The following is a 24,297-nucleotide window of genomic DNA, read 5'->3' as shown; positions in this document are numbered from 1 at the left end:
GGTAACGCCAAACTAGGGAAAACGACTGTGGCTGGTACGCGATACGGAGCTTGTCCGAGGGGGGGTGATTTCTAGAATGAAAACCTCTGCCATCCTGAAAAGAAAGTGACAACTCATGCGACTGTTCTCCAAGAAAACCATTGCGCTGGCTGCCTTGGCCTGCTCCGCGCCCATGGTGTATGCGCAAGCCAGTACCAGCAGTGTTCAGCTGTACGGGATTGTTGACGTGGCCTATCGTCACACCAATAACCAGGGCCCGGCAGCGAATGATTCGCTCAGCGAAATGATCGGTGGCGGTATGTCCCAGAGCCGCTGGGGCATCAACGTGAATGAGGACCTGGGGGGAGGTCTCAAGGCTTTGGTGAATCTGGAGAACCGCTTCACGGCGGACAACGGGAACCCCACCACGCCGTATTTCCAGCAATCGTGGGTGGGCTTGCAGGGGGGATTCGGTCGGGTGACGATGGGCCGCCAGTACAACCTGTTGTTTGATCTGGTGACCACGACCTACGCATCGTTCCCCTATTCGCCGTACATGGAGGCCTACAAGCCGGAACTGGGCATGTCCATGGGGTCGCGCTCCAACAACATGATCAAGTACATGGCGGAGGTGGGGCCCATTCGCGGTGCGCTGCAGTACTCCTTTGACGAGGGTAATACCGTGGCCGATGCGGGCGCTGCGGGTGTGAACCCTGCGGGTGCCATCAAGACCGCGGGTGGCTACCTGCGTTACTCCGATCGGGGTATTTCCGCAGGCGCTGGCTATCTGACGACGGAACTGCCGGGCGGCACCAAGGTGGATGCATGGACGTTGGGCGGTTCGTACCGCACGGGACCGTGGTATGTGAACCTGGGTTACGGCCAAAACAAGCGCAAGGATGACTATCCCCTGAGTGCTGCGGGCGTGATCGACAGCGCGGTGCTGGGTGCCTACTGGTCTGCTGCCTACAGTGGCGGCTTTGTGCCCGGCGGTGCGGTGAATCCCAGCAATCCGGCGACGATTCTGGCCTTGCGCAACCATGCCGACAAGCGCCAGATGTACAAGGTGGGCTTTGGCTACCAGGTCACTCCCCAGATTAACATCGGCATGCACTACTACCACGGCAAGCAGTCGGGCTCTGCATCGGGTGCATACAACGGCACGGCCAAGTTCCTGGTGGCGGCGCTGGACTATGCCTTCTCCAAGCGCACGGATGCGTACTTTGCGCTGGACCACACCAAGGTCAGCGGTGGCGCGGGCATGGCGCTGGACGCCAACGGCGCGCGTTCGCGTACCGGCATCACGGCGGGCCTGCGTCATCGTTTCTGACGCTTGCGGGCGCAGAACGGGTTGGCACGCTGTCAGCCAGACCCAAAAAACCTCCTTCGGGAGGTTTTTTTGTGCGTGCCGCAGGGATGGCGAATGGCGCGGAGGGGCTTGGCGGACGGTGCTCGCCACCCATGCGGAGCCCGGCAATCGCGCGTCCTGTGCGCGCCGGGGATTGCCTTGGCTCAAGCCTCGGTCGCGCGGGTGGGTGGGAACGCGGGTTCTGCACCACTTTAGGGATATCCCTTTGCCAAGCGCCTTTGCCCTGCTGCCATAGTCGCAGCTTTTGATTCCGAGGGATTCTTATGCAGTTCAACACCTTGCTGCTGTCCATCGCGGCCGTGTCGACCATCGTCGCAGCGCCTGTTGCGCAGGCCAAAACCTTCAAATGGGCCAGCCAGGGCGAAATTGCGACCTGGGACATCCACTCGCAGAACAACGCGCTGCAAAACGGCATTCATTCCTACGTCTACGAAAGCCTGGTGACCTACAACAGCCGCACGTTTGCGGTAGAGCCCCTGCTGGCGACGGCGTGGCGTGAGGTGAGCCCGACCCAGGTGCGCTTCACGTTGCGCCAGGGTGTGAAGTTCCAAGATGGCTCGGCATTCACGGCCGATGACGCGGTGTACTCGCTGCAGCGTGCGATGGCCAAGACCTCCAACTACACGCCCTATGTGCAGGGCATCGACAAGGTGGTGAAGGTGGACGGGCAGACCATCGATGTCTTCCTCAAGGCGCCCAACCCGGTGCTGCTGCGCCAGATGACCGAGCTGCGCATGATGAGCAAGGCCTGGGCCGAGAAGAACCGCTCTGTCGAACCCAAGGACATCAAGGGTGCGGACGAGAATTTTGCACACCGCAATGCCATGGGCACGGGGCCCTACACCCTCGACGCCTGGCAGCCCGACGTGAAGATGGTCTTCAAGCGCAACCCTAACTGGTGGGGCCAGATGGAGGGCAACGTGACGGAGATCGTCTACACGCCGATCAAGTCCGCCGCCACGCGCATCGCGGCCCTGCTGTCGGGCGAGGTGGATATGGTGCTCGACCCTTCGCCGCAGGATCTGCAGCGCCTGCGTTCCAGCGGCGACATCAAGGTGGTGGACGGGCTGGAGAATCGCACCATCTTCCTGGGCATGGACCAGTTCCGCGACGAACTCGTGGGCTCCAACGTCAAGGGCAAGAACCCGCTCAAGGACCTGCGCGTGCGCAAGGCGCTGTACCAGTCGATCGACGCCAACACCCTTGCGCGCAGCATTCTGCGCGGCCTGGGCAAGCCTACCGGCACGCTGGTGGCCCCGCAGGTGGCGGGATGGACAGAGGACGTGGGCAAGCGCATGCCCTACGACGTGGAAGGCGCCAAGAAGCTGCTGGCCGAGGCGGGCTATGCCGATGGTTTCGAGGTCGACTTCGCCTGTCCCAACAACCGCTACATCAACGACGAGGCCATCTGCCAGGCCGTGACGGCCATGTGGGCACGCATCGGGGTCAAGGCCAAGCTGCGCACCCTGCCTCTGGTGACCTATTTCCCCATGATTCAGCGCAGCGAGGCCAGCATCTACATGCTGGGCTGGGGCGTGCCGACCTTTGATGCGCTCTACAGCCTGCAGTCGTTGGTGCGCAGCGTGGGCACGGGCGGCGACGGCAACTACAACGTGGGCCGCTACAGCAACGAGCGCATGGACTATCTGGTGGACCGCATCAAGATGGAAACCGATGCGCCCGTGCGCTCCCGCATGCTGACCGAGGCGCTGCAGCTGTCCAACGACACGGTGTCGCACATCCCGCTGTACGACCAGGTCATTCCCTGGGCGATGAAGAAGAAGGTGGAGCTGGTGCACCGCGCCGACAACCGCGTGGACATGCGCAGCGTGAAGATCCACTGACACGCAGCGCCACCATCCAGCGTGCGAATGGGGCGGGTGCCATGGCGGCCGCCCCTTTCGCGCCTTTCCTTGTAGGGGAAATCCTCCCTGAATTTTCGGGGGCGGCTCCTTGGCCGTACCCGTTTGCCTGCTAGCATGGCCTGACCTTCTGCGCCCCTTCGAGAATGCTTGCCTTTATCCTGCGCCGCCTCATACAGGCTGTGATCGTGATGGTCACCGTTGCCTTCATTTCGTTCATGCTGTTCCAGTTCGTGGGCGACCCCGTGGTCTTCCTGCTGGGACAGGACGCCACACCCGAGCAGATCGCCGAAATGCGTGCGGCGCTGGGGCTGGACCAGCCGTTCATCGTGCAGTTCTGGCACTTCCTCGTGAATGCCGCGCAGGGGGAGTTCGGGCTGAGCCTGCGCCAGGGCGCCAAGGTTTCGCGGCTGATCGCGGAGCGCTTCCCCGCCACGCTGGAGCTGGCGCTGGTGGCCGCCGCCATCGCCCTGCTGGTCGGCGTGCCCATGGGGGTGTATGCGGCGCTCAGACGCGGCACCTTCACCAGCCAGATGTTCATGACGCTGTCGCTGCTGGGCGTGTCGCTGCCAACCTTCTTGATCGGCATCCTGCTCATCCTGGTGTTCTCGGTCACGCTGGGCTGGTTCCCGAGCTTCGGGCGCGGGGAGGTGGTGCAGCTGGGCTGGTGGAGCACGGGCCTGCTCACGGCCAAGGGCTGGCACCACATCACGCTGCCGGCCATCACGCTGGCCATCTTCCAGCTCACGCTGATCATGCGCCTGGTGCGTGCCGAGATGCTGGAAGTGCTGCGTACCGACTACATCAAGTTCGCCCGCGCGCGCGGCCTCACGGACCGCGCCATCCACTTCGGCCATGCGCTCAAGAACACGCTGGTGCCCGTGATGACCATCACCGGCCTGCAGCTCGGCGGCCTGATCGCCTTCGCCATCATCACCGAGACCGTGTTCCAGTGGCCCGGCATGGGCCTGCTGTTCATCCAGGCCGTGACGTTCGCCGACATCCCGGTCATGGCCGCCTACCTGTGCCTGATCGCGCTGATCTTCGTGGTCATCAACTTGGTGGTGGACCTGCTGTATTTCGCCGTGGACCCCCGTCTGCGCGTGGGTGGCAAGGCCGGAGGGCACTGAGATGCAGGCCACGCGGTTGCGGGCAGGCGGGCGCGCCTTCGCGCACATCGCTCAGTACCACCCCGAGCTCACGGCCTTTCGGCGCGACCTGCATGCGCATCCCGAACTGGGCTTCGAAGAGGTCTACACCAGCGCCCGGGTGAAGGAGGCGCTGCACCATGCCGGCGTGGACGAGGTGCACGACGGCATCGGCCGCACCGGCGTGGTGGGTGTCATCCACGGCCAGGGGCGCAGCAGCGGCAGCATGATCGGCCTGCGCGCCGACATGGATGCGCTGCCCATGACCGAGCACAACGACTTTGCCTGGAAGTCCTGCAAGGGCGGCCTCATGCATGGCTGCGGCCATGACGGCCACACCACCATGCTGGTGGGCGCGGCGCGCTACCTGGCGGCCACGCGCCAGTTCGACGGCACGGCGGTGCTGATCTTCCAGCCGGGCGAGGAGGGCATGGGCGGCGCGCGCGTGATGATCGAGGACGGCCTCTTTGACCGCTTCCCCGTGCAGTCGGTGTACGCCATGCACAACTGGCCGGCCATGAAGCCCGGCACGGTGGGCATCAACTACGGCGCCATGATGGCTGCCGCCGACCGCATCACCATCGAAATCACGGGCCGCGGCGGCCATGGCGCACATGCCTACCAGACGGTGGATGTGGTGCTCGTGGCGGCGCACATCATCACCGCCGTGCAGGGCATCGTCTCGCGCAACGTGCGGCCGCTCGACAGCGCCGTCATCAGCCTGTGCGCCGTGCAGGCCGGCGACCTGGGGGCCTTCAGCGTGCTGCCGGGCACGGCCACGCTGGTGGGCACCGTGCGCGCTTTCGACCCCGCCGTGCAGGACATGGTGGAGCGCCGCATCAAGGAGCTGTGCAACGCCGTCGCCCTGGGTTTTGGCGCCACGGCCACCGTGCGCTACGAGCGCATCTACCCCGCCACCATCAACACCGAGAGCGACGCCCGCTTCGCCGGCGACGTGGCCGCAGCACTGCTGGGCGCCGAGAACGTGGTGCGCGACCTGGAGCCCAGCATGGGCGCGGAGGACTTCTCCTTCATGCTGCAAAGCAAGCCCGGCGCCTACATGCGCCTGGGGCAGGGCATGGGCGCGGGCAACAGCACGCTGCACAACAGCCGCTACGACTTCAACGACGACATCCTGCCCCTGGGCGCGGCGCTGCACGCCAGCCTGGTCGAGCAGGCCATGCCGCTGGCGGCCGGGCAATGAAGCAGGGCGTGCGGGCGTGGGCGGACAGCAGGAGATGCGGCGCGTGAAATTGAAGCAAAAAGTGGCTGCAGCGCTTATGCTGTCTGCGTTAACAGCTATTGTTTCGGTAGCAAGTGCGCATACCATACGCGTGGCCAACCGCGGCGACGCGCTGTCGATGGACCCGCACTCGCTCAACGAATCGCTGCAGCTTGGCCTCACCGGCAACGTGTACGAGCCCCTGGTGGGCCGCAACAAGGACCTGAGCCTGGCACCGGCCCTGGCCCTGGCCTGGCGCATTGAGTCGCCCACCGTGTGGCGCTTCGAGCTGCGCCGCGGCGTGCGCTTCCACGATGGCAGCGCGTTCACGGCCGACGACGCGGCGTTCTCCCTGCGGCGCGCGCAGGCCCAGGGTTCGGACATGCAGGGCTACCTGAGCGGGGTGCGGCGGGTGCGCGTGGTCGATGCGCACACCCTCGAGGTGGACACCGCGGAGCCCTCGCCGCTGCTGCCCGAACGGCTGTCGCATGTCTACATGATGAGCCGCCGCTGGTGCGAGACCCATGGCGCCACCAAGCCGGTGGACCCGCGCCGCGGCGCGGACAACGCGGCCGCGTTGCGCGCCAACGGCACGGGGCCGTTCCGGCTGCGTGAGCGCCAGCCGCAGCAGCGCACCGTGTTCGAGCGCAACGGCAGCTACTGGGGCACCATCGAAAGCAATGCCCGGCAAATCGTCTTCACGCCCATGCCGGACGACGGCGCCCGCGTGGCCGCCTTGCTGGCCGGCCGCGTGGACGTGATGGAGCCCGTGCCCGTGCAGGACATCGAGCGCGTGAACGCCGCTGGCAACGCGCGCGTGGTCACCGGGCCGGAGCTGCGCACGCTGTTCCTCGGCATGGACCAGCACAGCGACGAACTGCCCTACGCCAGCGTGCGCGGCGCCAACCCGTTCAAGGACCGGCGCGTGCGCCAGGCCTTCTACCAGGCCATCGACATCGACGCCATCGACAAGCGCGTGATGCGCGGCGCCGCCACGCCGGCCGCGCTGATCGTGGGGCCGGGCATCAACGGCTTCCAGCCCGATGCCAAGCGCCTGCCGTACGACCGGACGGGCGCGCGCGCGCTCATGGCCCAGGCGGGCTATGCCGACGGCTTCGCGCTCACGCTGGACTGCCCGAACGACCGCTACGTGAACGACGCCGCCCTGTGCGCCGCCGTGGCCGAACAGCTGGCCGACATCCAGGTGCGCGTGACGGTGCGGGCCGAGCCCAAGGCGCAGTACTTCCCGCGCGTGCTGCGCCGCGACACGGGCTTTTACCTGCTGGGCTGGTCGCCCTCTACCTACGACGCGCACAACGCCCTGAGCGCGCTCACGGCCTGCCCCGACGGCAAGGGCGCGGGCCAGTTCAACCTGGGCGGCTACTGCAACCCGCGGCTGGATGCGCTCACGCGCGAGATCCAGGCGCAGGCCGACAAGGGCCGCCGCGACGCGCTGCTGCGCGAGGCCCTGCTGCTGCAGGCCGCTGACATCGCCTACATACCGCTGCACCAGCAGGCGCTGGCCTGGGGTGTCTCCAAGAAAGTCCGGCTGGTGCAACTGGCGGACAACACCATGCCCTTCAAGTGGATGGGCATCAGCCCCTGACGGCACACTTTGTACATCGCACGCAACCGCTCCATGCAGCCTTTCACCTTTCTCGCCCGGACCCTTTGCACATGAAAAAAACGCTCTTGCGCTGGTATGACAGCGACGTGGCCCACAGCTTCCGCACCTCGCCGGTGGCCATTCTCGCGGCCCTGATTGCCCTGGTGTGCGTGATCTGCTCCATCTTTGCCGGCTGGGTTGCCCCGCACAATCCGTTCGACCTGAGCACGCTGGAGCTGTCGGACGCGCGCCTGCCGCCCGTGTGGCAGGCCGACGGCAGCTGGAAGTACCTGCTCGGCACCGACGACCAGGGGCGCGACATTCTCTCGGCGCTGATCTACGGCGCGCGCATCTCGCTCATCGTGGGCCTGGCCTCGGTGCTGCTGTCGGTGGTGGTGGGCGTGGCGCTGGGGCTGGTGGCGGGCTTTCGCGGCGGCTGGGTGGACGGCCTGCTCATGCGCCTGTGCGACGTGATGCTGTCCTTCCCCGCCATCCTGATCGCGCTGCTCATCGCGGGCGTGGGGCGCGCGGTGTTTCCCAATGCCCCCGAGTCGCTGGCCTTCGGCGTGCTGATCATCTCGATCTCGCTCACCGGCTGGGTGCAGTACGCGCGCACCGTGCGCGGCTCCACGCTGGTGGAGCGCAACAAGGAATACGTGCAGGCCGCGCGCGTGACGGGCGTGGCGCCCCTGCGCATCATGCGCAAGCATGTGCTGCCCAACGTGCTGGGGCCGGTGATGGTGCTGGCCACCATCCAGGTGGCCACCGCCATCATCACCGAGGCCACGCTGTCCTTCCTCGGCGTGGGCGCGCCGCCCACCTCGCCGTCGCTGGGCACGCTGATCCGCGTCGGCAACGATTACCTGTTCTCCGGTGAGTGGTGGATCACCGTCTTTCCCGGCGTCATGCTGGTCCTGATCGCGCTGTCCGTGAACCTGCTGGGTGACTGGCTGCGCGACGCGCTCAACCCCCGTCTGCGCTGATCGCCTATGTCACTACTCGAAGTCAAGAACCTCGTCGTCGAATTCCCGGGCCGCCGCGGCACGCTGCGCGCGCTGGACAATGTGTCGTTTTCCATCGCGCCGGGTGAAATCCTGGGCGTGGTGGGCGAATCCGGCGCGGGCAAGTCGCTCACCGGCGCCTCCATCATCGGCCTGCTGGAGCCGCCGGGCCGCGTGGCCGAGGGCCAGATCCTGCTGGAGGGCCAGCGCATCGACAACCTGCCGCACGAGCAGATGCGCCACATCCGCGGGCGCAAGATCGGCGCCATCTTCCAGGACCCGCTCACCTCGCTGAACCCGCTGTACACCGTGGGCCAGCAGCTGGTGGAAACCATCCTGACGCACCTGCCCATGTCCGCGGCGCAGGCGCGCCAGCGGGCGATCGAACTGCTCAAGGACACGGGCATCCCCGCGGCCGAGCAGCGCATCGACCACTACCCGCACCAGTTCTCGGGCGGCATGCGCCAGCGCGTGGTGATCGCCCTGGCGCTGGCGGCCGAGCCCCAACTCATCGTTGCCGACGAGCCCACGACGGCGCTGGACGTGTCCATCCAGGCGCAGATCATCCAGCTGCTCAAGAACATCTGCAAGACGCGCGGCGCGGCCGTGATGCTCATCACGCACGACATGGGCGTGATCGCCGAGACCTGCGACCGCGTGGCCGTGATGTACGCGGGCCGCGTGGCCGAGATCGGCCCCGTGCACGAGGTCATCAACCAGCCCGCGCACCCCTACACCGCCGGCCTCATGGCCTCCATTCCCGACATGGAGCAGGACCGTGAGCGCCTCAACCAGATCGACGGAGCCATGCCCCGCCTCAACGCCATCCCCGAGGGCTGCGCCTTCAACCCGCGCTGCCCGCGCGCCTTCGACCGCTGCCGCGTGGCGCGCCCCGACCTGATGCCCGCCGGCGCCACCCAGGCCGCCTGCTGGCTGCACGACGCGCAAGGCAAGGAGGCCGCATGAGCAGCACGACCCAACCGCTGGTGAAGGCGCACGACCTCGCCAAGACCTTCGACGTCTCCGCCCCCTGGCTCAACCGCGTGATCGAACGCAAGCCGCGCGCGCTGCTGCATGCGGTGGACGGCGTGGGCTTCGAGATCCAGAAGGGCAAGACCCTGGCCCTGGTGGGCGAGTCCGGCTGCGGCAAGAGCACGGTGGCGCGCCTGCTCGTGGGCCTGTACGAGCCCACGCGCGGGGGCTTCGCGTTCGACGGCCAGGACGCGCATGCCGCGTTCAAGGGCAAGGACGCGCGCGCCATGCGCCAGCGCATCCAGATGATCTTCCAGGACCCCTATGCCAGCCTGAACCCGCGCTGGCTGGTGGAGGACATCATCGGCGAGCCGCTGCGCGAGCACGGCCTGATCACCGACAAGGCGCAGCTCAAGGCCCGCGTGGGCGAGCTGCTGCAGTCCGTGGGCCTGTCGCCGCTGGACATGGTCAAGTACCCGCACCAGTTCTCGGGCGGGCAGCGCCAGCGCATCTCGATCGCGCGCGCCCTGGCCACCGAGCCCGAGTTCCTGGTGTGCGACGAGCCCACCAGCGCGCTGGACGTCTCGGTGCAGGCGCAGGTGCTCAACATCATGAAGGACCTGCAGCGCCAGCGGCAGCTGACCTATTTGTTCATCAGCCACAACCTGGCCGTGGTGCGCCACGTGAGCGACCAGGTGGGCGTGATGTACCTGGGCCGCCTGGTGGAGCTGGCGGACAAGCAGCAACTCTTCAGCAGCCCGCGCCATCCCTACACGCGCATGCTGCTCGACGCGATCCCCAAGATGCACGACACGGGCCGCGCACGCACGCCCGTGCAGGGCGAGGTGCCCAACCCGCTCAACCCGCCGCCGGGCTGCGCCTTCAACCCGCGCTGCCCCTATGCCAACGAGCGCTGCCGCACCGAACGCCCGCAGCTGCTGGACAACGGCGGCACGCGCGTGGCCTGCCACGGCGTGCAGGAAGGCCGCATCTCCATCGCCGCCCTGGCCGCCTGAGTTTCAAGCCAAAAGTGCCGCTAGCGCTTATCCATTAAGCGCTGGTAGCTATCTTTATGTGATCGTCCTGCGGCCCGTGCCGCGGGCACCGCCGCGGTGGGGCTTTCACGGCCTTGTCATCCTTGTTTCCGACCATGTGCACCTTGTCACGATTCAACAGGGAGCGAGAACATGGGTACGTGGATGCAATGGGCCGGCAGGCCGCAAGGGCGGCGGATGCGCCAGGGGGCCATGGCATTGGCCGTGGCCGGCCTACTGGCGGCATGCGGCGGCAGCGGCGATGACGGTGCCGACACCGGCAAGGGCCAGCCGCTGGATCTGACCATCCTGCACATCAACGACCACCATTCCACACTGGACGCCAAGTCCAAGACGCTGAAGCTGTCCGCCGGCGGCGCGGCGCCCGCCAGCGTGGCCGTGGACGCGGGCGGCTTTCCCCGCGTGGCGGCCGCGTTCGACAGCCTGGCCAAGGCCGCCGGCCCCAACGTGCTCAAGCTGCACGCGGGCGACGCGCTCACGGGCACGCTGTACTTCAACCGAGCGGGCGCGGACGGCGAGGCCGACGCCGCGATGATGAACACCGTCTGCTTCGACGCCTTCACGCTGGGCAACCACGAGTTCGACAAGGGCGACTCCGGCCTCAAGGCCTTCCTGGACCTGCTGCGCAAGGGCGGCTGCAAGACGCCCGCGCTCAGCGCCAACGTGCAGTTCGGCGCCGGCTCGGCGCTCAACGCCGCCAAGGCGCCGGGCTATGTGCAGCCCTCCACCGTGCTGGAGCGCGGCGGGCAGAAGATCGGCATCGTCGGCCTGACGATCGCCGGCAAGACCAAGGCCTCTTCCAGCCCCGACGCCGACACCCGCTTCGAGGACGAAGTCACCGCCGCCCAGCGCGAGATCAACCGGCTGCAGGCGCAGGGCATCGACAAGATCATCGTCATGAGCCATGTCGGCTACGCCTACGACCAGCGCATCGCCGCGCAGCTCAGCGGCGTGGACGTGATCGTGGGCGGTGACTCGCACACGCTGCTCGGCCCCGACGCCCTCAAGACCCTGGGCGTGGGCACGCCCGCCGGCGCCTACCCCACGCGCGTGGCCGACAAGGACGGCAAGAACGTCTGCGTGGTGCAGGCCTGGGAATATGCGCAGGTGGTGGGCGAGCTCAAGGTGAGCTTCGACGCCAAGGGCGAGGTGACGCAATGCGCGGGCACGCCCCATGTGCTGATCGGCGACAACTTCACCATCGACAAGAAGGCGCCGACGGAGGCCGAGAAGAAGGCCATCGACGCCAGCGTGGCCGCCGCCGGCTTCCTGCGCGTGACGGCGCCCGGCGCTGCCGCCACCACGGCGCTGCAGCCCTTCAAGGACCGCGTGGCGGTGTTCAACAAGACCCAGACCGCCGTGGTGCCGCAGGAGCTGTGCGCGCGCCGCGTGCCGGGTGGTGAAGGCTCGGTGGACTACGGCCGCTCCAGCGCGGCCTGCAACGCCGAGGGCAGCGTGAGCCTGCGCGGCGGGGACATCCAGCAGCTCGTCGCCCAGGCCTACCTGGAGGAGGCGCACCAGAAGTACGGCGGCGCCGACATCTCGCTGCAAAGCGGCGGCGGCGTGCGCATTCCGCTGAGCGGCACGGTGACGGCCGCGCAGGTTATCCAGGTGCTGCCGTTCGGCAACATGCTGTTCCGCCTCGACGTGACGGGTGCGGAGGTGAAGTCCATGCTCGAGGACGGCCTGCACGCCGTTTACGGCCCGGGCGGCTCCACCGGCCCCTATCCCTACACGGGCGGCCTGCGCTTCGACGTGAATGCCGCCGCGGCCTTCGGCGCGCGCGTGTCGGGTGTGGAGGTGCGCAACGCCGGCAGCGGCGCGTGGGAACCGCTGGACGCGGCCAAGACCTACAAGCTGTTCGTGCTGAGCTTCAACGCCACGGGCGGCGACGGCTACAAGACCCTGGCGGCCGTTCCCGCGGCGCGCCGGCTGGACATCGGCGTGCTCGACGCCGACGTGTTCTTCAACTACATCGAGCGCCAGCCACGCGACGCCGCCACGGGCCTGCCCGTGCTGAACCGCCTGCCGCACGCGCTGTACAGCACCCAGCGCTTCACGGGGCCCTGAACGGGGCCCGCCGGCGGCGCATGTCCGGGGCCGGGCGGCATACTGATGGTTTCTAGTCACCGAAGGAAAAGGAGCCACACGCATGACCGCATTCGCACTCACCAGCCCCGACATCGCCGCCGGCAGCGCCATTGCGCAGCACTTCGAGTTCGACGGCTTCGGCTGCACCGGCCAGAACCAGTCCCCCGTGCTGCGCTGGAGCGGCGCGCCCCAGGGCACGAAGAGCTTTGCCGTGAACGTGTACGACCCCGACGCGCCCACGGGCTCGGGCTTCTGGCACTGGTACGTGATCGACCTGCCGGCGACGGCGACCGAACTGCCCGCCAACGCTGGCGCCAAGGGCGGCGCGAACCTGCCCGCGGGCGCGCGCCAGATCCGCAACGACTACGGCATCTATGCCTGGGGCGGCATGTGCCCGCCGCCCGGCGACAAGCCGCACCGCTACATCTTCACGGTGCACGCGCTGTCGGTGGAGCGCATCGAGGTGCCCGACGACGCGCCCGCCGCGCTCACGGGCTTCATGGTCAACGCGAACACGCTGGCCAAGGCCTCGTTCACGGCCACCTACGGGCGGTGATGGGTTGCTCCTGAATTAGGAGTTGTTGGCGCTTATCCATACTGGGTTTTTGGCCCAAAACACTGTGAGATGCTGGGCGCGCTCGGCGGGGATCGGGGTCCCGATGCCCTCCGCGTGGCGCCTTGCGCAGGCCGCGATGCGGTGGCGCGGCACTGGCAGGGGCCGCGGCCTGCCATCAGGGGTGGGTGCTGGGCGGTAGGGGCCCATTCAGGTTGGTTCGCCGCGAGCGTATTTGTATGATGCTGCGGTTACCAAAAGTTGCAGCTGGCAACTTGGACGTGTCTGTGCCGATGCGGGGCGCGCCATGCGGCTGCGTTCCCATCCACTTCTTCCTACTCCGTCCATGCATGCTCCTACGCTTGCCATGAGCCCAGCCCCCATGCGTCGCGCCTGCCTTCGCCGGGCTGCCTTGATCTTCCAAACCTTCTGGGCGCTGCTGCGCGGCAGCCTGCACACCCTGCTTGCCGCATGCGGCATCGCCCTGCTGCTGCATGCAACGGCCGCCCACGCGGTGACCGAGCTGCGCACCCTGATCGACAGCGACAACGACCCGTCGACCGGTTGTTCCGTCGCGACGCCGGCGGGCGTCTTCGCCGGCGCGGAACAGGCCGCCGTGACGCGCATCGACCTGACCGCCACGGACCCGGTGGGGGATGTGTCGCGGGAGCTGTGCCAGGGCGGGGTCTTGGTCGCTGACCCGGGTTTCGTGCCGCTGGCGCCGCTGCACTGGCCCGTCGGCGTGGCCGCCGCGGGAGCGCAGCTTGACGTGGTGGAGAGCTACGCCCGGCTGGCATCGCCGCCTGCCGCAGCGCGACTGGGCTTCATGGCCGGCACGACGGATGGCAGCCTGGCGCCGAGCGGCCTGCTGTCGGCCAATGGCAGCGCTGGTGGCGGCGCCATCCACCTCGCGGCGCCGGCCGTTCTGTCGGTGCCCGCCGTGGGCGCGGGCGGGCTGCTGTTGCTGGCGTGCGCGCTGGCCCTGACCACTTACCGTTTCGCCCGGCTGCGCCGCAGTGCGGCGGCCGGCTCGGTACTGAGCCTGCTGTTCGCGGTAGGCCTTGCCTGGGCCGCCATCGTGCGCGACGGCGCACCAACGGACTGGGGCGGCGTACCGCCCGTCGCCACCGCGCCGACGACGGGGCCGCTGCAGTTCGCGGCCGTCTATGCGCAGATGGAAGGCAGCACGCTGCACCTGCGCTATGACCTGGATCTGGGTGTGCGTGACGGCACGCCGCAGGACGACGGGCCCTATGCGGCCACCGTCGGCAGCCCGCTGGACGTGCCAGCGCCCGGGGTGCTGGGCAACGATGCGCTCGGCTCGCCGCCGATGCAGGTGCGCGAGTTCCGCGTGCAGGGCGCTCCCACGACCACGCCGGCCGGTGGCGCGGTCGCCTTTGCGGGCAGCACGCTGACGGTCAACGCCAATGGCCGAGTCATCGTCAGCAGCCCCGCCACGGCCGGTACCTTCCGCTTCGAGTACCGTGCGCACAACCGCCTCACTCCCGGAGGCTGGGGGGTGGCGACGGTGGCGGTGGCATCCCCCGCCGCGGTGTGCGGCGACGGGGTGCGCAGCGGCGCCGAGGTGTGCGACGACGGCAATGCCGTCAACGAGACCAGCTGCCCCTACGGCACGGCGAGCTGCACGGCCTGCAATGCCACTTGCACCGCGGTGCTGCACCTGGCCGCGGGTGGCTTTTGCGGCGACGCCACCGTCAACGGCCCCGAGGCCTGCGACGATGGCAACACCGTCAACGAAACCAGCTGCCCCTACGGCATGGCAAGCTGCTCTGCCTGCAACGCATCCTGCACTGCCGTTCTGAGCCCGGCGAGCGGTGGGTTTTGCGGCGACGGTACCGTCAACGGCCCCGAAGCCTGTGACGACGGCAACACCATCACCGAAACCAGTTGCCCCTACGGCATGGCAAGCTGCTCTGCCTGCAACGCGGCATGCAGCGCGCCGCTGAGCCTGTTGGGCGGCTTTTGCGGCGACGGCATCCGCAACGGCCCGGAGGCTTGCGACGACGGCAACGCGACCTCCGGCGACGGCTGCTCCAACATGTGCACGGTGGAGTAGCGGCGCAGCCACCGGTGCGCCGCGTGGCTAGGTGTAGCGCTTGGCCCGCAGATTGTTCTTCATCTGCTGCAGCACGGGCTGCAGCGGCTCGCCGATGCGCAGCGCCACGCAGGTGGCCACCACGTCGATGATGAGCAGGTGCAGCAGGCGCGACACCATGGGGCTGTAGCGGTCGTAGCCCTCGGGGTGGTCGGCTGCCAGGTGGATGCGGCAGGTGTGGGCCAGGGGCGAGCCGCTGGCCGTGATGGCGATGGTGGTGGCGCCGTTCTTGCGCGCGATGTCGGCGGCGTCCATCAGGTCGCGCGTGCGGCCCGAGTTGCTGATGATCACCGCGCAGTCGCCCGGGCCCAGCAGCGTGGCGCTCATGACCTGCATGTGGCCGTCGCTGGTGCTCAGGCTGGTGATGCCCAGGCGAAAGAACTTGTGCTGCGCGTCCTGCGCTACGATGCCGGAGTTGCCCGCGCCGTAGAACTCGATGCGCCGCCCCGTCTGCCAGGTGGCGGCGATGGCCTCGGCCGCGCGCTCCAGGGCATTGGTGCTGGCCGCGTTGCGGTACTGCAGGAAGGCGGCGACGGCGTTGTCCACCACCTTCACGAGCACGTCGCTGGTCTTGTCGTCGGCATCCACGCTGCGGTGGATGAAGGGCACGCCCTCGCTCACGCTGCCCGCGAGCTTGAGCTTGAAGTCGGCCAGGCCGTCGTAGCCCATGCTGCGGCAAAAGCGCACCACCGTGGGCTTGCTGACATGGGCGCGCGCGGCCAGTTCGCGCACCGGCAAGCGGGCGAAGGCGCGCGGGTCGTCCAGCACGAGCTGCGCCACGCGCTGTTCGGCAGGCGCCAGCGAGGGCAGTGATGCGGTGATGCGGTCTAGCATTCTTCCATCCAGGTGTGTCCTTCACGGGCCACCAGGGCGCTGGCGGCGCTGGGCCCCCAGCTGCCGGCGGCATAGGGGCGCGGGCCTTCGCCGCGCGCGTCCTGTTCGCTCCAGGCCTGCATGATGGGTTCCACCCAGTGCCATGCGGCCTCTTGCTCGTCGGCGCGCACGAACAGGTTCAGGCGCCCGGCGATCACGTCCAGCAGCAGGCGCTCGTAGGCGCCCACGCGCTGGCTGCCGAAGCGCTGCGTGAAGTCCAGGTCGAGCTGCACGGGGGCGAGGGCCTGCGCCTCGGACACGCGCATGCCGCGCTTGTCCTGTGCGGCGGCGAACAGGTGCAGCGCCACGCCGTCGCGCGGCTGCAGGTGGATCGCCAGGCGGTTGGCCGCGCCCAGCGGCGTGCGGTAGATGGCGTGCGGCGTGGCCCGGAAGTTGATGGCGATGTGCGCCTCGTGCGCGGCCAGGCGCTTGCCGGTGCGGATGTAGAACGGCACGCCGGCCCAGCGCCAGTTGGCGATCTCGGTGCGCAGCGCCACGAAGGTCTCGGTATGGCTGCCGGGCGCCACGCCGTCTTCCTCGGCATAGGCGCGCACGCGCTCCCCGGCCAGCTGGCCGGCGGTGTACTGGCCGCGCACCACGTCCCGCGCCAGCGTGGCCGGAGTCCAGGCGCTGAGCGAGCGCAGCACCTTGAGCTTTTCGTCGCGGATGGCGTCGGCATGGGCGTTGATGGGCGGCTCCATGGCGATGGCGCACAGCAGCTGCAGCGCGTGGTTCTGCACCATGTCGCGCAGCGCGCCCGTGCCGTCGTAGAAGGCGCCGCGCTTTTCCACGCCCAGCTGCTCGGCCATGGTGATCTCGATGCTGGCGATGGTCTCGCGCCGCCACAGCGGCTCGAACAGCGCGTTGCCAAAGCGCAGCGCCAGCAGGTTCTGCACCGAGGGCTTGCCCAGGTAGTGGTCGATGCGGAAGATCTGCCGCTCGTCGAACACGCCGCGCACCGCGGCGTTGATGGCGCGGTTGGACTGCAGGTCGTGACCCAGGGGCTTTTCCAGCACCACGCGCGTGGCCGGCGTGGCCAGGCCCGCGGCGCCGATCTGCTCGCAGGCGGTGGTGAACAGGCCGGGCGCGGTGGCCAGGTACATGACCACGGTGTCGGCGCCGCGCTCGTTCAGGCGGTTTTTCAGCAGCGCGTAGTCGGCCGGCTGGGACAGGTCCATGCGCTGGTACTGCAGCAGCGCGGCAAAGCGCTCGAACTCTTCGGCGCTGGGGCGCTTTTCGCCCTCCACGGCGGCGAAGCGGTTGGCGATCAGCGCGCGGTATTCGGCATCGCCGAGCGCGTCGCGCGCCACGCCGATGATGCGCCCGCCCGGCGGCAGCGAGCCGTGGCGGAACGCCTGGAACAGGGCCGGCAGCAGCTTGCGCCAGGCCAGGTCGCCGGTGCCGCCAAAGAGAACCAGATCAAAGCTCATGGGGGCGGGACTGCCTTTATCGGGAGGGAGGAGGGGGAGGCGTGTGGGCGCCTGTGTGCTTTCGCGGGAAGGGTGCGAAATCAGTGGCAGATATGTTACCGAGTTTCAGCGCCTCGCCGCGCCGGAATCCGGGCCGCGAACCGGCATCGGGCCGGCATCGGGCCGGCAGCGGATGGGTGGCAGGCGGGCGCCGGCCTGCGCATACACTTGCCTGTTACACAGCCGGGTCGCCCCAGATCCGGGCACCATCATCGGGAAGCTTTGCCATGAACCAACTCGACGCGCTCAGACAGTTCACCACCGTGGTGGCCGATACCGGCGACTTCAAGCAGCTTGCACAGTTCCAGCCGCAGGATGCCACCACCAACCCCTCGCTGATCCTCAAGGCCGTGCAAAAGCCCGAGTACGCGCCGCTGCTCAAGGACTGCGTGGCGCGCTGGCAGGGCCGCTCCATCGACGAGCTGATGGACCGCCTCATCGTGCGTTTTGGCTGCGAGATCCTGTCGCTGATTCCCGGGCGCGTGTCCACCGAGGTCGACGCGCGCCTGTCGTTCGACACGGCCGCCACCGTGGCCCGCGCCGAGCGCATCGTGGAGCTGTACCAGGCCGAGGGCGTGCACATCGACCGCGTGCTGATCAAGATCGCCTCGACCTGGGAGGGCATCCAGGCCGCGCGCCACCTGGAGGCCCAGGGCATCCACACCAACCTCACGCTGCTGTTTTCCTTCGCTCAGGCCGTGGCCTGTGGGCAGGCCCGGGTGCAGCTCATCTCGCCCTTCGTCGGCCGCATCTACGACTGGTACAAGAAGCAGGCGGGCGCCAGCTGGGACGAGGCCGCCATGGCCGGCGCCAACGACCCCGGCGTGCAGTCCGTGCGCGCCATCTACAACCATTACAAGCACTTCGGCATCGCCACCGAGGTCATGGGCGCGAGCTTTCGCAACACGGGCCAGATCGTGGCGCTGGCGGGCTGCGACCTGCTGACCATCGCCCCCGACCTGCTGGCCCAGCTGGCCGAAAGCACGGCGCCCGTGGCGCGCGCGCTCGACCCCGAGGCCGCGCGCGGCGTGCCGCTGCAGCCCGTGCAGTACGACGAAGCGGGCTTCCGCTACGCCCTCAATGCCGACGCCATGGCCACCGAGAAGCTGGCCGAGGGCATCCGCGCCTTCGCCGCCGACGCGGCCAAGCTGGAGCAACTGATGCAAGCCGCTGCATGAGCCATCACGACCCCCGCACCCGCTGTGACCGCACCCCCGCCTGGGCGCGGCTGCGCGCGCACTACGACGGCGCCGGTCGCGGCTTCGACCTGCGCACCGCCTTCGCGCAGGACGGGCAGCGCTTTGCGCGCTTCAGCCAGCAGGCGCCGCATGTGTTCGCCGACCTGTCCAAGAACCTGATCGACGCACCTACCGAGGCCCTGCTGCTGCAACTGGCGCACGAATGCGGCCTGCAGGCCTACCGCGACGCCATGTTCGACGGCGCGGCCATCAACAACACCGAGCAGCGCGCGGTGATGCACTGGTTGTTGCGAAAACCGCCTGGAAGCCATGTGGATAATGCGCAGATAGCTATAAATTCAATAGCAAAAGATCTGCGCGACGTGCACGCCACGCTGGAGTCCATGCTCGCGCTCGCCGAGCGCGTGCGTGCCGACGAGGCCATCACCGACATCGTGAACATCGGCATCGGCGGCTCGGATCTGGGCCCGGCCATGGTGGTCAAGGCGCTGGACGACCTGCGCCCGCGGGCCAAGCGCCTGCACTTCGTCTCCAACGTCGACGGCATGGAGCTGGGCAGCCTGCTGCGCCAGCTGCGGCCCGAAAGCACGCTGTTCCTCATCGCCTCCAAGACCTTCACCACGCTGGAGACGATGACCAATGCCCAGGCCGCGCGCGCCTGGTTCCTGGCGCAGGGCGGCAGCCAGGACGGGGTGCGGCGGCATTTCTACGCCCTCACCACCAACCTGGAGGCGGCCGCGCAGTTCGGCATCGGCACCACGCTGGGCTTCTGGGACTGGGTGGGCGGTCGCTACTCGCTGTGGTCGGCCATCGGTTTGCCGATCGCCATCGCCATCGGCGCGCAGGGTTTCCGCGACCTGCTCGCTGGCGCGCACGCCATGGACGAGCATTTCCGCACCGCGCCGCTCGCAGCCAACCTGCCCGTGCGCCTGGCCCTGCTGGACCTGTGGTACCGCAACTTCCACGGCTTCGCCAGCCGCAGCATGGCGCCCTACAGCCATGGCCTGCGCCGCCTGCCGGCCTATCTGCAGCAGCTGGAGATGGAGAGCAACGGCAAGGGCGTGGACGCGCAGGGCGAGCCGCTGCCCTATGCCACCTCGCCCGTGATCTGGGGCGAGCCGGGTACCAACGGCCAGCACGCGTTCTTCCAGATGATCCACCAGGGGCCGGACACCGTGCCCGTGGAATTCATCGCGCTGCGCGAGCCCGGCCGCGACCTGCAGGGCCAGCACCCGCGCCTGGTCGCCAACGCGCTGGCCCAGGCCCGCGCGCTGATGATGGGCCGCCCGCAGGAGGCGGACGGCCACCGCCGCTTCAGCGGCAACCGGCCGAGCACCTTCCTGGTGCTGGAGCGCCTGGACCCGGCGTCGCTGGGCGCCTTGATCGCGCTGTACGAGCACCGCGTGTTCACCAGCGGCGCGCTGTGGGGCATCAACAGCTTCGACCAGTGGGGCGTGGAGCTGGGCAAGGTGCTGGCCAAGGACCTGGAGCCCCGCCTGGCCACGGGCGATGCGGCGGGGCTGGACGCCTCCACCGCGGGGCTGCTGCAGCGCCTGGCGCAACCGGCCTGAGGGTCTTGCCGGCGCGTTGGCGCCGGGGCCGCGTTCAATGCGGCCAGCGCACCTGCACCCGCAGCCCGCCCAGCGCGGGGCTGTGGTCGGCATTTGTCGGCCTTGGCGCAATCCGTGAAGCGCTCGGCGTTGAAGGCCGGCGCCAGCGCAGCGATGGCCTTGCCGGTGCTGGCGTGGCGCGCGCTGGCGGTGGGCGGATTGCCATGGCACGAGGCGCACGACCATTCGCCGCCATGGCGGTTGATGAAGAACACGCGGCCGCGCTCGGCATTGCCGGGGGCCTGCGCCGTGCTGCTCCAGCGCTGCAGCTGGGGGCGCTGGCGCTGGCGTCCGCCGCCTGCGCCGGCAGCGCCGCCAGGCAGGCGAGTGCCAGCAGCAAGGCGCGGCCGGTGGTGACAGGGGTGGTGAGGTGCATGCCGCCATGGTGCGCGGCGGCGATGAAGGATCGCTTAAGGGCGACGGGCAAGCCCCCGGTCGGCGGCTTTCAGATAAAAATGCGGGGTGAGGCTTGCTGGTAAAGCGCAAGCGGCTATAAAAATAATAGCATAAGGATTGCGGCGCATGCCTCTTGGCGCCGCCCAAGAAAAAAGCCCGCAGGCACGGGGCCTGCGGGCTTGTTCGTGGTGCACGGCGCCGCGATGGGCGCCGGCGGGCCAGGCATTACATGCCCATGCCGCCCATGCCACCCATGCCGCCCATGTCAGGCATGCCGCCTGCGGGTGCGTCGTCCTTCGGGGACTCGGCCACCATGGCTTCGGTCGTCAGCAGCAGCGAGGCCACGGATGCGGCGTTCTGCAGGGCGGTGCGGGTCACCTTCGTGGGATCCAGGATACCCATTTCCAGCATGTCGCCGTAGGTTTCGTTGGCGGCGTTGAAGCCGTAGTTGCCCTTGCCGTTGAGCACCTGGTTCACCACGACCGAAGGCTCGCCACCGGCGTTGGCCACGATTTCGCGCAGGGGCGCTTCGATGGCCTTGAGCACCAGCTTGATGCCGGCGTCTTGCTCGGCGTTGTCGCCCTTGAGCTCGCCGATGGCCTGCTTGGCACGCAGGAAGGCCACGCCGCCGCCGGCCACGATGCCTTCTTCCACGGCAGCGCGGGTGGCGTGCAGGGCGTCTTCCACGCGGGCCTTCTTTTCCTTCATCTCGACTTCGGTGGCAGCGCCGACCTTGATCACGGCCACGCCGCCGGCCAGCTTGGCCACGCGCTCTTGCAGCTTCTCACGGTCGTAGTCGCTGGTCGCTTCTTCGATCTGGATGCGGATCTGCTTGACGCGGGCTTCGATGTCGGCAGCGGCACCAGCACCGTCGATGATGGTGGTGTTTTCCTTGCCCACTTCGATGCGCTTGGCTTGGCCCAGGTCGGCCAGGGTCACCTTTTCCAGGGTCAGGCCCACTTCTTCGGCGATGACCTTGCCGCCCGTCAGGATGGCGATGTCTTCCAGCATGGCCTTGCGGCGGTCGCCGAAGCCAGGTGCCTTCACGGCCACGACCTTCAGGATGCCGCGGATGGTGTTGACCACCAGCGTGGCCAGGGCTTCGCCTTCGACTTCCTCGGCGATGATCAGCAGCGGACGGCTGGCCTTGGCGACTTGCTCCAGCGTGGGCAGCAGGTCACGGATGTTGCTGATCTTCTTGTCGAACAGCAGCACGAAGGGGTTGTCCAGCAGGGCGGCCTGCTTTTCCGGGTTGTTGATGAAGTAGGGCGACAGGTAGCCGCGGTCGAACTGCATGCCTTCCACGACATCCAGCTCATTTTCGAGCGACTTGCCGTCTTCCACGGTGATCACGCCTTCCTTGCCCACCTTGTCCATCGCGTCGGCAATGATCTTGCCCACGGACTCGTCGGAGTTGGCGGAGATCGAACCCACCTGGGCGATTTCCTTGGAGGTCGTCGTGGCCTTGGAAGCCTTCTTCAGCTCTTCCACCAGGGCCAGCACGGCCTTGTCGATGCCGCGCTTCAGGTCCATGGGGTTCAGGCCGGCGGCCACGTACTTGGAGCCTTCGCGCACGATGGCCTGGGCCAGCACGGTGGCGGTGGTGGTGCCGTCACCGGCGATGTCGTTGGTCTTGGAGGCCACTTCCTTCACGAGCTGGGCGCCCATGTTCTGCAGCTTGTCCTTGAGTTCGATTTCCTTGGCCACGGACACACCGTCCTTGGTCACGGTGGGGGCGCCGAACGAGCGCTCCAGCACCACGTTGCGGCCCTTGGGGCCCAGGGTCACCTTGACCGCGTTGGCCAGGATGTTCACGCCTTCGACCATGCGGGCGCGTGCTTCACCACCGAAAACTACGTCTTTTGCTGCCATGATTGGCTCCTACAAAATTGGGATCAAATTGGCTTCCAAGGCTTGTCTGTCAAGCGCTGGAAGCTATGAAAAAGTGAGTTGGCCGGAAGGGCTTACTTCTCGACGACCGCGAACAGGTCGTCTTCCTTCATGACCAGCAACTCGTTGCCGTCCACCTTGACGGTCTGGCCGCTGTACTTGCCGAACAGCACGCGGTCGCCGACCTTCACGTTCAGGGCGATCAGGTCGCCCTTGTCGTTCTTCTTGCCGGGGCCCACGGCCAGCACTTCGCCTTGATCGGGCTTCTCAGCAGCGTTGTCGGGGATCACGATGCCCGAGGCGGTCGTGGTTTCGCTTTCGATACGCTTGACGATCACGCGATCGTGCAGAGGGCGAAGGTTCATTGCATCTCTCCTGGTTACAAAAAGGATTGCGACATCAACAACACGCCCGCAGGCGCGGGCGCTGGAAATGGCGGCAGGCGGGTGTGTTAGCACTCGTCTGCCTTGAGTGCCAATGATAGGGGCATTCATGACGGTTTCAAGTCCGCCGGATGCATGCAAGGGATAAAACCTGACTTTCCTGCCGCTGCGCTTCTTTTCCTGCCTGCACTGGCCCCGCCATCGCCTTGGAGCGCAGTCATTCATGGCGACAGAAACAAAAAAGCCCAAGCGCCTGAATCGCTTGGGCTTTTTGATGATGTGTCCTGGTCGGGGTGAGAGGATTCGAACCTCCGGCCTCTACGTCCCGAACGTAGCGCTCTACCAGGCTAAGCTACACCCCGAAACTGGTCTGAGCGGCCGATGCTAAGTTCGGCGTTCCAGCAGTTGAGCCGCTAATTGTAGCAAACCTTTGGTATAGGGATTCGCCGGCAGCTTGCCTGCTGCATCTATTGCCAGTTGTGCCTGCGCGGCGGCGGCCTCGCGGGTGGCGGTCAGGGCGCCCGTGTCCTTGATGATGGAGATGACGGCCGGAAGCTCGTCGGTGGCGCCTGTCTCGATGACCTTGCGCAGCAGCTCCTGTTGTGCTGGGCTGCCGCGCTGCATGGCGATGATCAGGGGGAGGGTGACCTTGCCCTCGCGCAGATCGTCGCCGAGGTTCTTGCCCATTTCCAGGGCGTCGCCGTCGTAGTCGAGCACGTCGTCAATGACCTGGAAGGCTGTACCCAGGGCCTGGCCATAGTCGGCGCAGGCTTGCTCGATCTCGGGCGGGCTGTCGGCCAGGATGGCGGCAAGGCGGGCGCTGGCTTCAAAGAGCTTGGCGGTCTTGGATCGGATGACGTTGAGGTAGCCGGCTTCGTCCAGGGAGGCGTCATGCGTGTTGATGAGCTGCTGGACCTCGCCTTCGGCGATCACGTTGGTGGCATCGGCAAGAATCTGCATCACGCGCAGGCTGCCCGTGTCCACCATCATCTGGAAGGAGCGCGAGTGCAGGAAGTCGCCCACCAGCACGCTTGTGGGGTTGCCAAAGCACTCGTTGGCAGTGGGGCGGCCGCGGCGAAGCGTGGATTCGTCCACCACGTCATCGTGCAACAGGGTGGCTGTGTGGATGAACTCCACCACGGCTGCAAGATTGAAGCGCTGCGCCCCTTTGTACTCGAGGGCGCCGCTCATCAGCAGCAGCAGCGCGGGGCGCAGGCGTTTGCCGCCCGCCGAAATGATGTAGCGCGCCACATCGCCGACCAGGGATACAGAAGACTGGAGGCGCGATGCGATGACCCTGTCCACCTCCCGCATGTCGTCGGCAATCAGGGCGAGGGCGGCGGCGGTATTGGGTGAGTTGGCGGCCAAGGTGGATGCGGGCGTTGAGGTGAAAAGAGAATTATAGGAAGCGGTTGCGGAATGTGTCATTCGCCGAAGGGCGGCTGTGCGGCGCTGGCGGCGGCACGTGAGCAAAGTGAAGGCGTTTATGGTAAAGTCACTGGT

At 67.6% G+C, this 24,297-nt stretch carries 19 protein-coding genes, 1 tRNA gene and 1 pseudogene; 14 read left to right on the top strand and 7 right to left on the bottom strand.

The genetic code is table 11. The features are described from left to right. Window positions 1–115 precede the first annotated feature (115 nt). From BP68_RS08885 to BP68_RS08835, 11 genes are all read left to right on the top strand, one after another. Complete coding sequence (locus BP68_RS08885; protein ID WP_496370768.1) at window positions 116–1,309, top strand: porin; 1,194 nt, start codon at window positions 116–118, stop codon at window positions 1,307–1,309. Between the two features lie 302 nt (window positions 1,310–1,611). Then, window positions 1,612–3,192 (top strand): ABC transporter substrate-binding protein, encoded by a 1,581-nt coding sequence (locus BP68_RS08880; protein WP_496370766.1) that lies wholly within the window; start codon window positions 1,612–1,614, stop codon window positions 3,190–3,192. Window positions 3,193–3,356: 164 nt separating this feature from the next. Then, window positions 3,357–4,340, top strand: coding sequence for an ABC transporter permease (locus BP68_RS08875; protein WP_496370764.1), 984 nt, complete (start codon window positions 3,357–3,359; stop codon window positions 4,338–4,340). A gap of 1 nt (window position 4,341) precedes the next feature. Beyond that, on the top strand, window positions 4,342–5,562 hold the full coding sequence (locus BP68_RS08870; RefSeq protein ID WP_496370762.1) for a M20 aminoacylase family protein: 1,221 nt from the start codon (window positions 4,342–4,344) through the stop codon (window positions 5,560–5,562). Window positions 5,563–5,596: 34 nt separating this feature from the next. Further along, on the top strand, window positions 5,597–7,186 hold the full coding sequence (locus BP68_RS08865) for an ABC transporter substrate-binding protein (protein ID WP_496371077.1): 1,590 nt from the start codon (window positions 5,597–5,599) through the stop codon (window positions 7,184–7,186). Window positions 7,187–7,257: 71 nt separating this feature from the next. Next, complete coding sequence (locus BP68_RS08860; protein WP_496370760.1) at window positions 7,258–8,169, top strand: ABC transporter permease; 912 nt, start codon at window positions 7,258–7,260, stop codon at window positions 8,167–8,169. Between the two features lie 6 nt (window positions 8,170–8,175). After that, complete coding sequence (locus BP68_RS08855; RefSeq protein ID WP_496370758.1) at window positions 8,176–9,153, top strand: ABC transporter ATP-binding protein; 978 nt, start codon at window positions 8,176–8,178, stop codon at window positions 9,151–9,153. Then, entirely contained in the window at window positions 9,150–10,175 is a 1,026-nt protein-coding gene (locus BP68_RS08850) for an ABC transporter ATP-binding protein (protein ID WP_496370756.1), read from the top strand. Before BP68_RS08855 ends, BP68_RS08850 begins: the two co-directional genes overlap by 4 nt. Before the next feature lie 171 nt (window positions 10,176–10,346). Then, window positions 10,347–12,284 carry a bifunctional metallophosphatase/5'-nucleotidase gene (locus BP68_RS08845; protein ID WP_496370754.1) on the top strand — a complete coding sequence of 646 codons (1,938 nt, stop codon included), beginning with the start codon at window positions 10,347–10,349 and terminating at the stop codon, window positions 12,282–12,284. 82 nt (window positions 12,285–12,366) lie between these two features. Then, window positions 12,367–12,861, top strand: coding sequence for a YbhB/YbcL family Raf kinase inhibitor-like protein (locus BP68_RS08840; RefSeq protein ID WP_496370752.1), 495 nt, complete (start codon window positions 12,367–12,369; stop codon window positions 12,859–12,861). A 409-nt stretch (window positions 12,862–13,270) separates the two neighbouring features. After that, entirely contained in the window at window positions 13,271–14,935 is a 1,665-nt protein-coding gene (locus tag BP68_RS08835) for a hypothetical protein (RefSeq protein WP_496370750.1), read from the top strand. A 27-nt stretch (window positions 14,936–14,962) separates the two neighbouring features. Here the strand turns inward: BP68_RS08835 and BP68_RS08830 are convergent, their stop codons facing one another. Next, on the bottom strand, window positions 14,963–15,808 hold the full coding sequence (locus BP68_RS08830) for a MurR/RpiR family transcriptional regulator (RefSeq protein ID WP_496370748.1): 846 nt from the start codon (window positions 15,806–15,808) through the stop codon (window positions 14,963–14,965). Next, complete coding sequence (gene zwf, locus BP68_RS08825; protein WP_496370746.1) at window positions 15,802–17,277, bottom strand: glucose-6-phosphate dehydrogenase; 1,476 nt, start codon at window positions 17,275–17,277, stop codon at window positions 15,802–15,804. Before zwf ends, BP68_RS08830 begins: the two co-directional genes overlap by 7 nt. Window positions 17,278–17,543: 266 nt before the next feature. Here zwf and tal point away from each other — a divergent pair, with 266 nt between their 5' ends. Then, window positions 17,544–18,494, top strand: a complete 951-nt coding sequence (gene tal / locus BP68_RS08820) for a transaldolase (RefSeq protein ID WP_496370744.1) — start codon at window positions 17,544–17,546, stop codon at window positions 18,492–18,494. Continuing rightward, window positions 18,491–20,086 (top strand): glucose-6-phosphate isomerase, encoded by a 1,596-nt coding sequence (pgi, locus tag BP68_RS08815; RefSeq protein ID WP_496370742.1) that lies wholly within the window; start codon window positions 18,491–18,493, stop codon window positions 20,084–20,086. The genes tal and pgi overlap by 4 nt, the downstream gene beginning before the upstream one ends. A gap of 152 nt (window positions 20,087–20,238) precedes the next feature. Here pgi and BP68_RS08810 read toward each other — a convergent pair. Next, window positions 20,239–20,340: pseudogene (locus BP68_RS08810) on the bottom strand (DUF1924 domain-containing protein); the annotation flags it as partial. Here BP68_RS08810 and BP68_RS08805 point away from each other — a divergent pair. Then, entirely contained in the window at window positions 20,320–20,604 is a 285-nt protein-coding gene (locus BP68_RS08805; protein ID WP_496370740.1) for a hypothetical protein, read from the top strand. The pseudogene BP68_RS08810 and the gene BP68_RS08805 overlap by 21 nt on opposite strands. A 142-nt stretch (window positions 20,605–20,746) precedes the next feature. Here BP68_RS08805 and groL read toward each other — a convergent pair whose 3' ends face one another. The 4 genes from groL to BP68_RS08785 all read right to left on the bottom strand — a co-directional run bounded on the left by groL (window position 20,747) and on the right by BP68_RS08785 (window position 24,162). Next, window positions 20,747–22,393 (bottom strand): chaperonin GroEL, encoded by a 1,647-nt coding sequence (gene groL / locus BP68_RS08800; protein WP_496370738.1) that lies wholly within the window; start codon window positions 22,391–22,393, stop codon window positions 20,747–20,749. A 92-nt stretch (window positions 22,394–22,485) separates the two neighbouring features. Next, window positions 22,486–22,776: a co-chaperone GroES gene (gene groES / locus BP68_RS08795; protein ID WP_428162692.1), complete on the bottom strand. Its 291-nt coding sequence runs from the start codon at window positions 22,774–22,776 to the stop codon at window positions 22,486–22,488. A gap of 303 nt (window positions 22,777–23,079) precedes the next feature. Further along, window positions 23,080–23,156: transfer RNA gene (locus BP68_RS08790), tRNA-Pro, on the bottom strand. A gap of 22 nt (window positions 23,157–23,178) precedes the next feature. Beyond that, complete coding sequence (locus BP68_RS08785) at window positions 23,179–24,162, bottom strand: polyprenyl synthetase family protein (RefSeq protein ID WP_496370736.1); 984 nt, start codon at window positions 24,160–24,162, stop codon at window positions 23,179–23,181. Window positions 24,163–24,297: the final 135 nt, after the last annotated feature.

This window comes from Diaphorobacter oryzae DSM 22780 (assembly GCF_059568935.1).
This window is presented reverse-complemented; position numbering and strand designations above follow the sequence as displayed.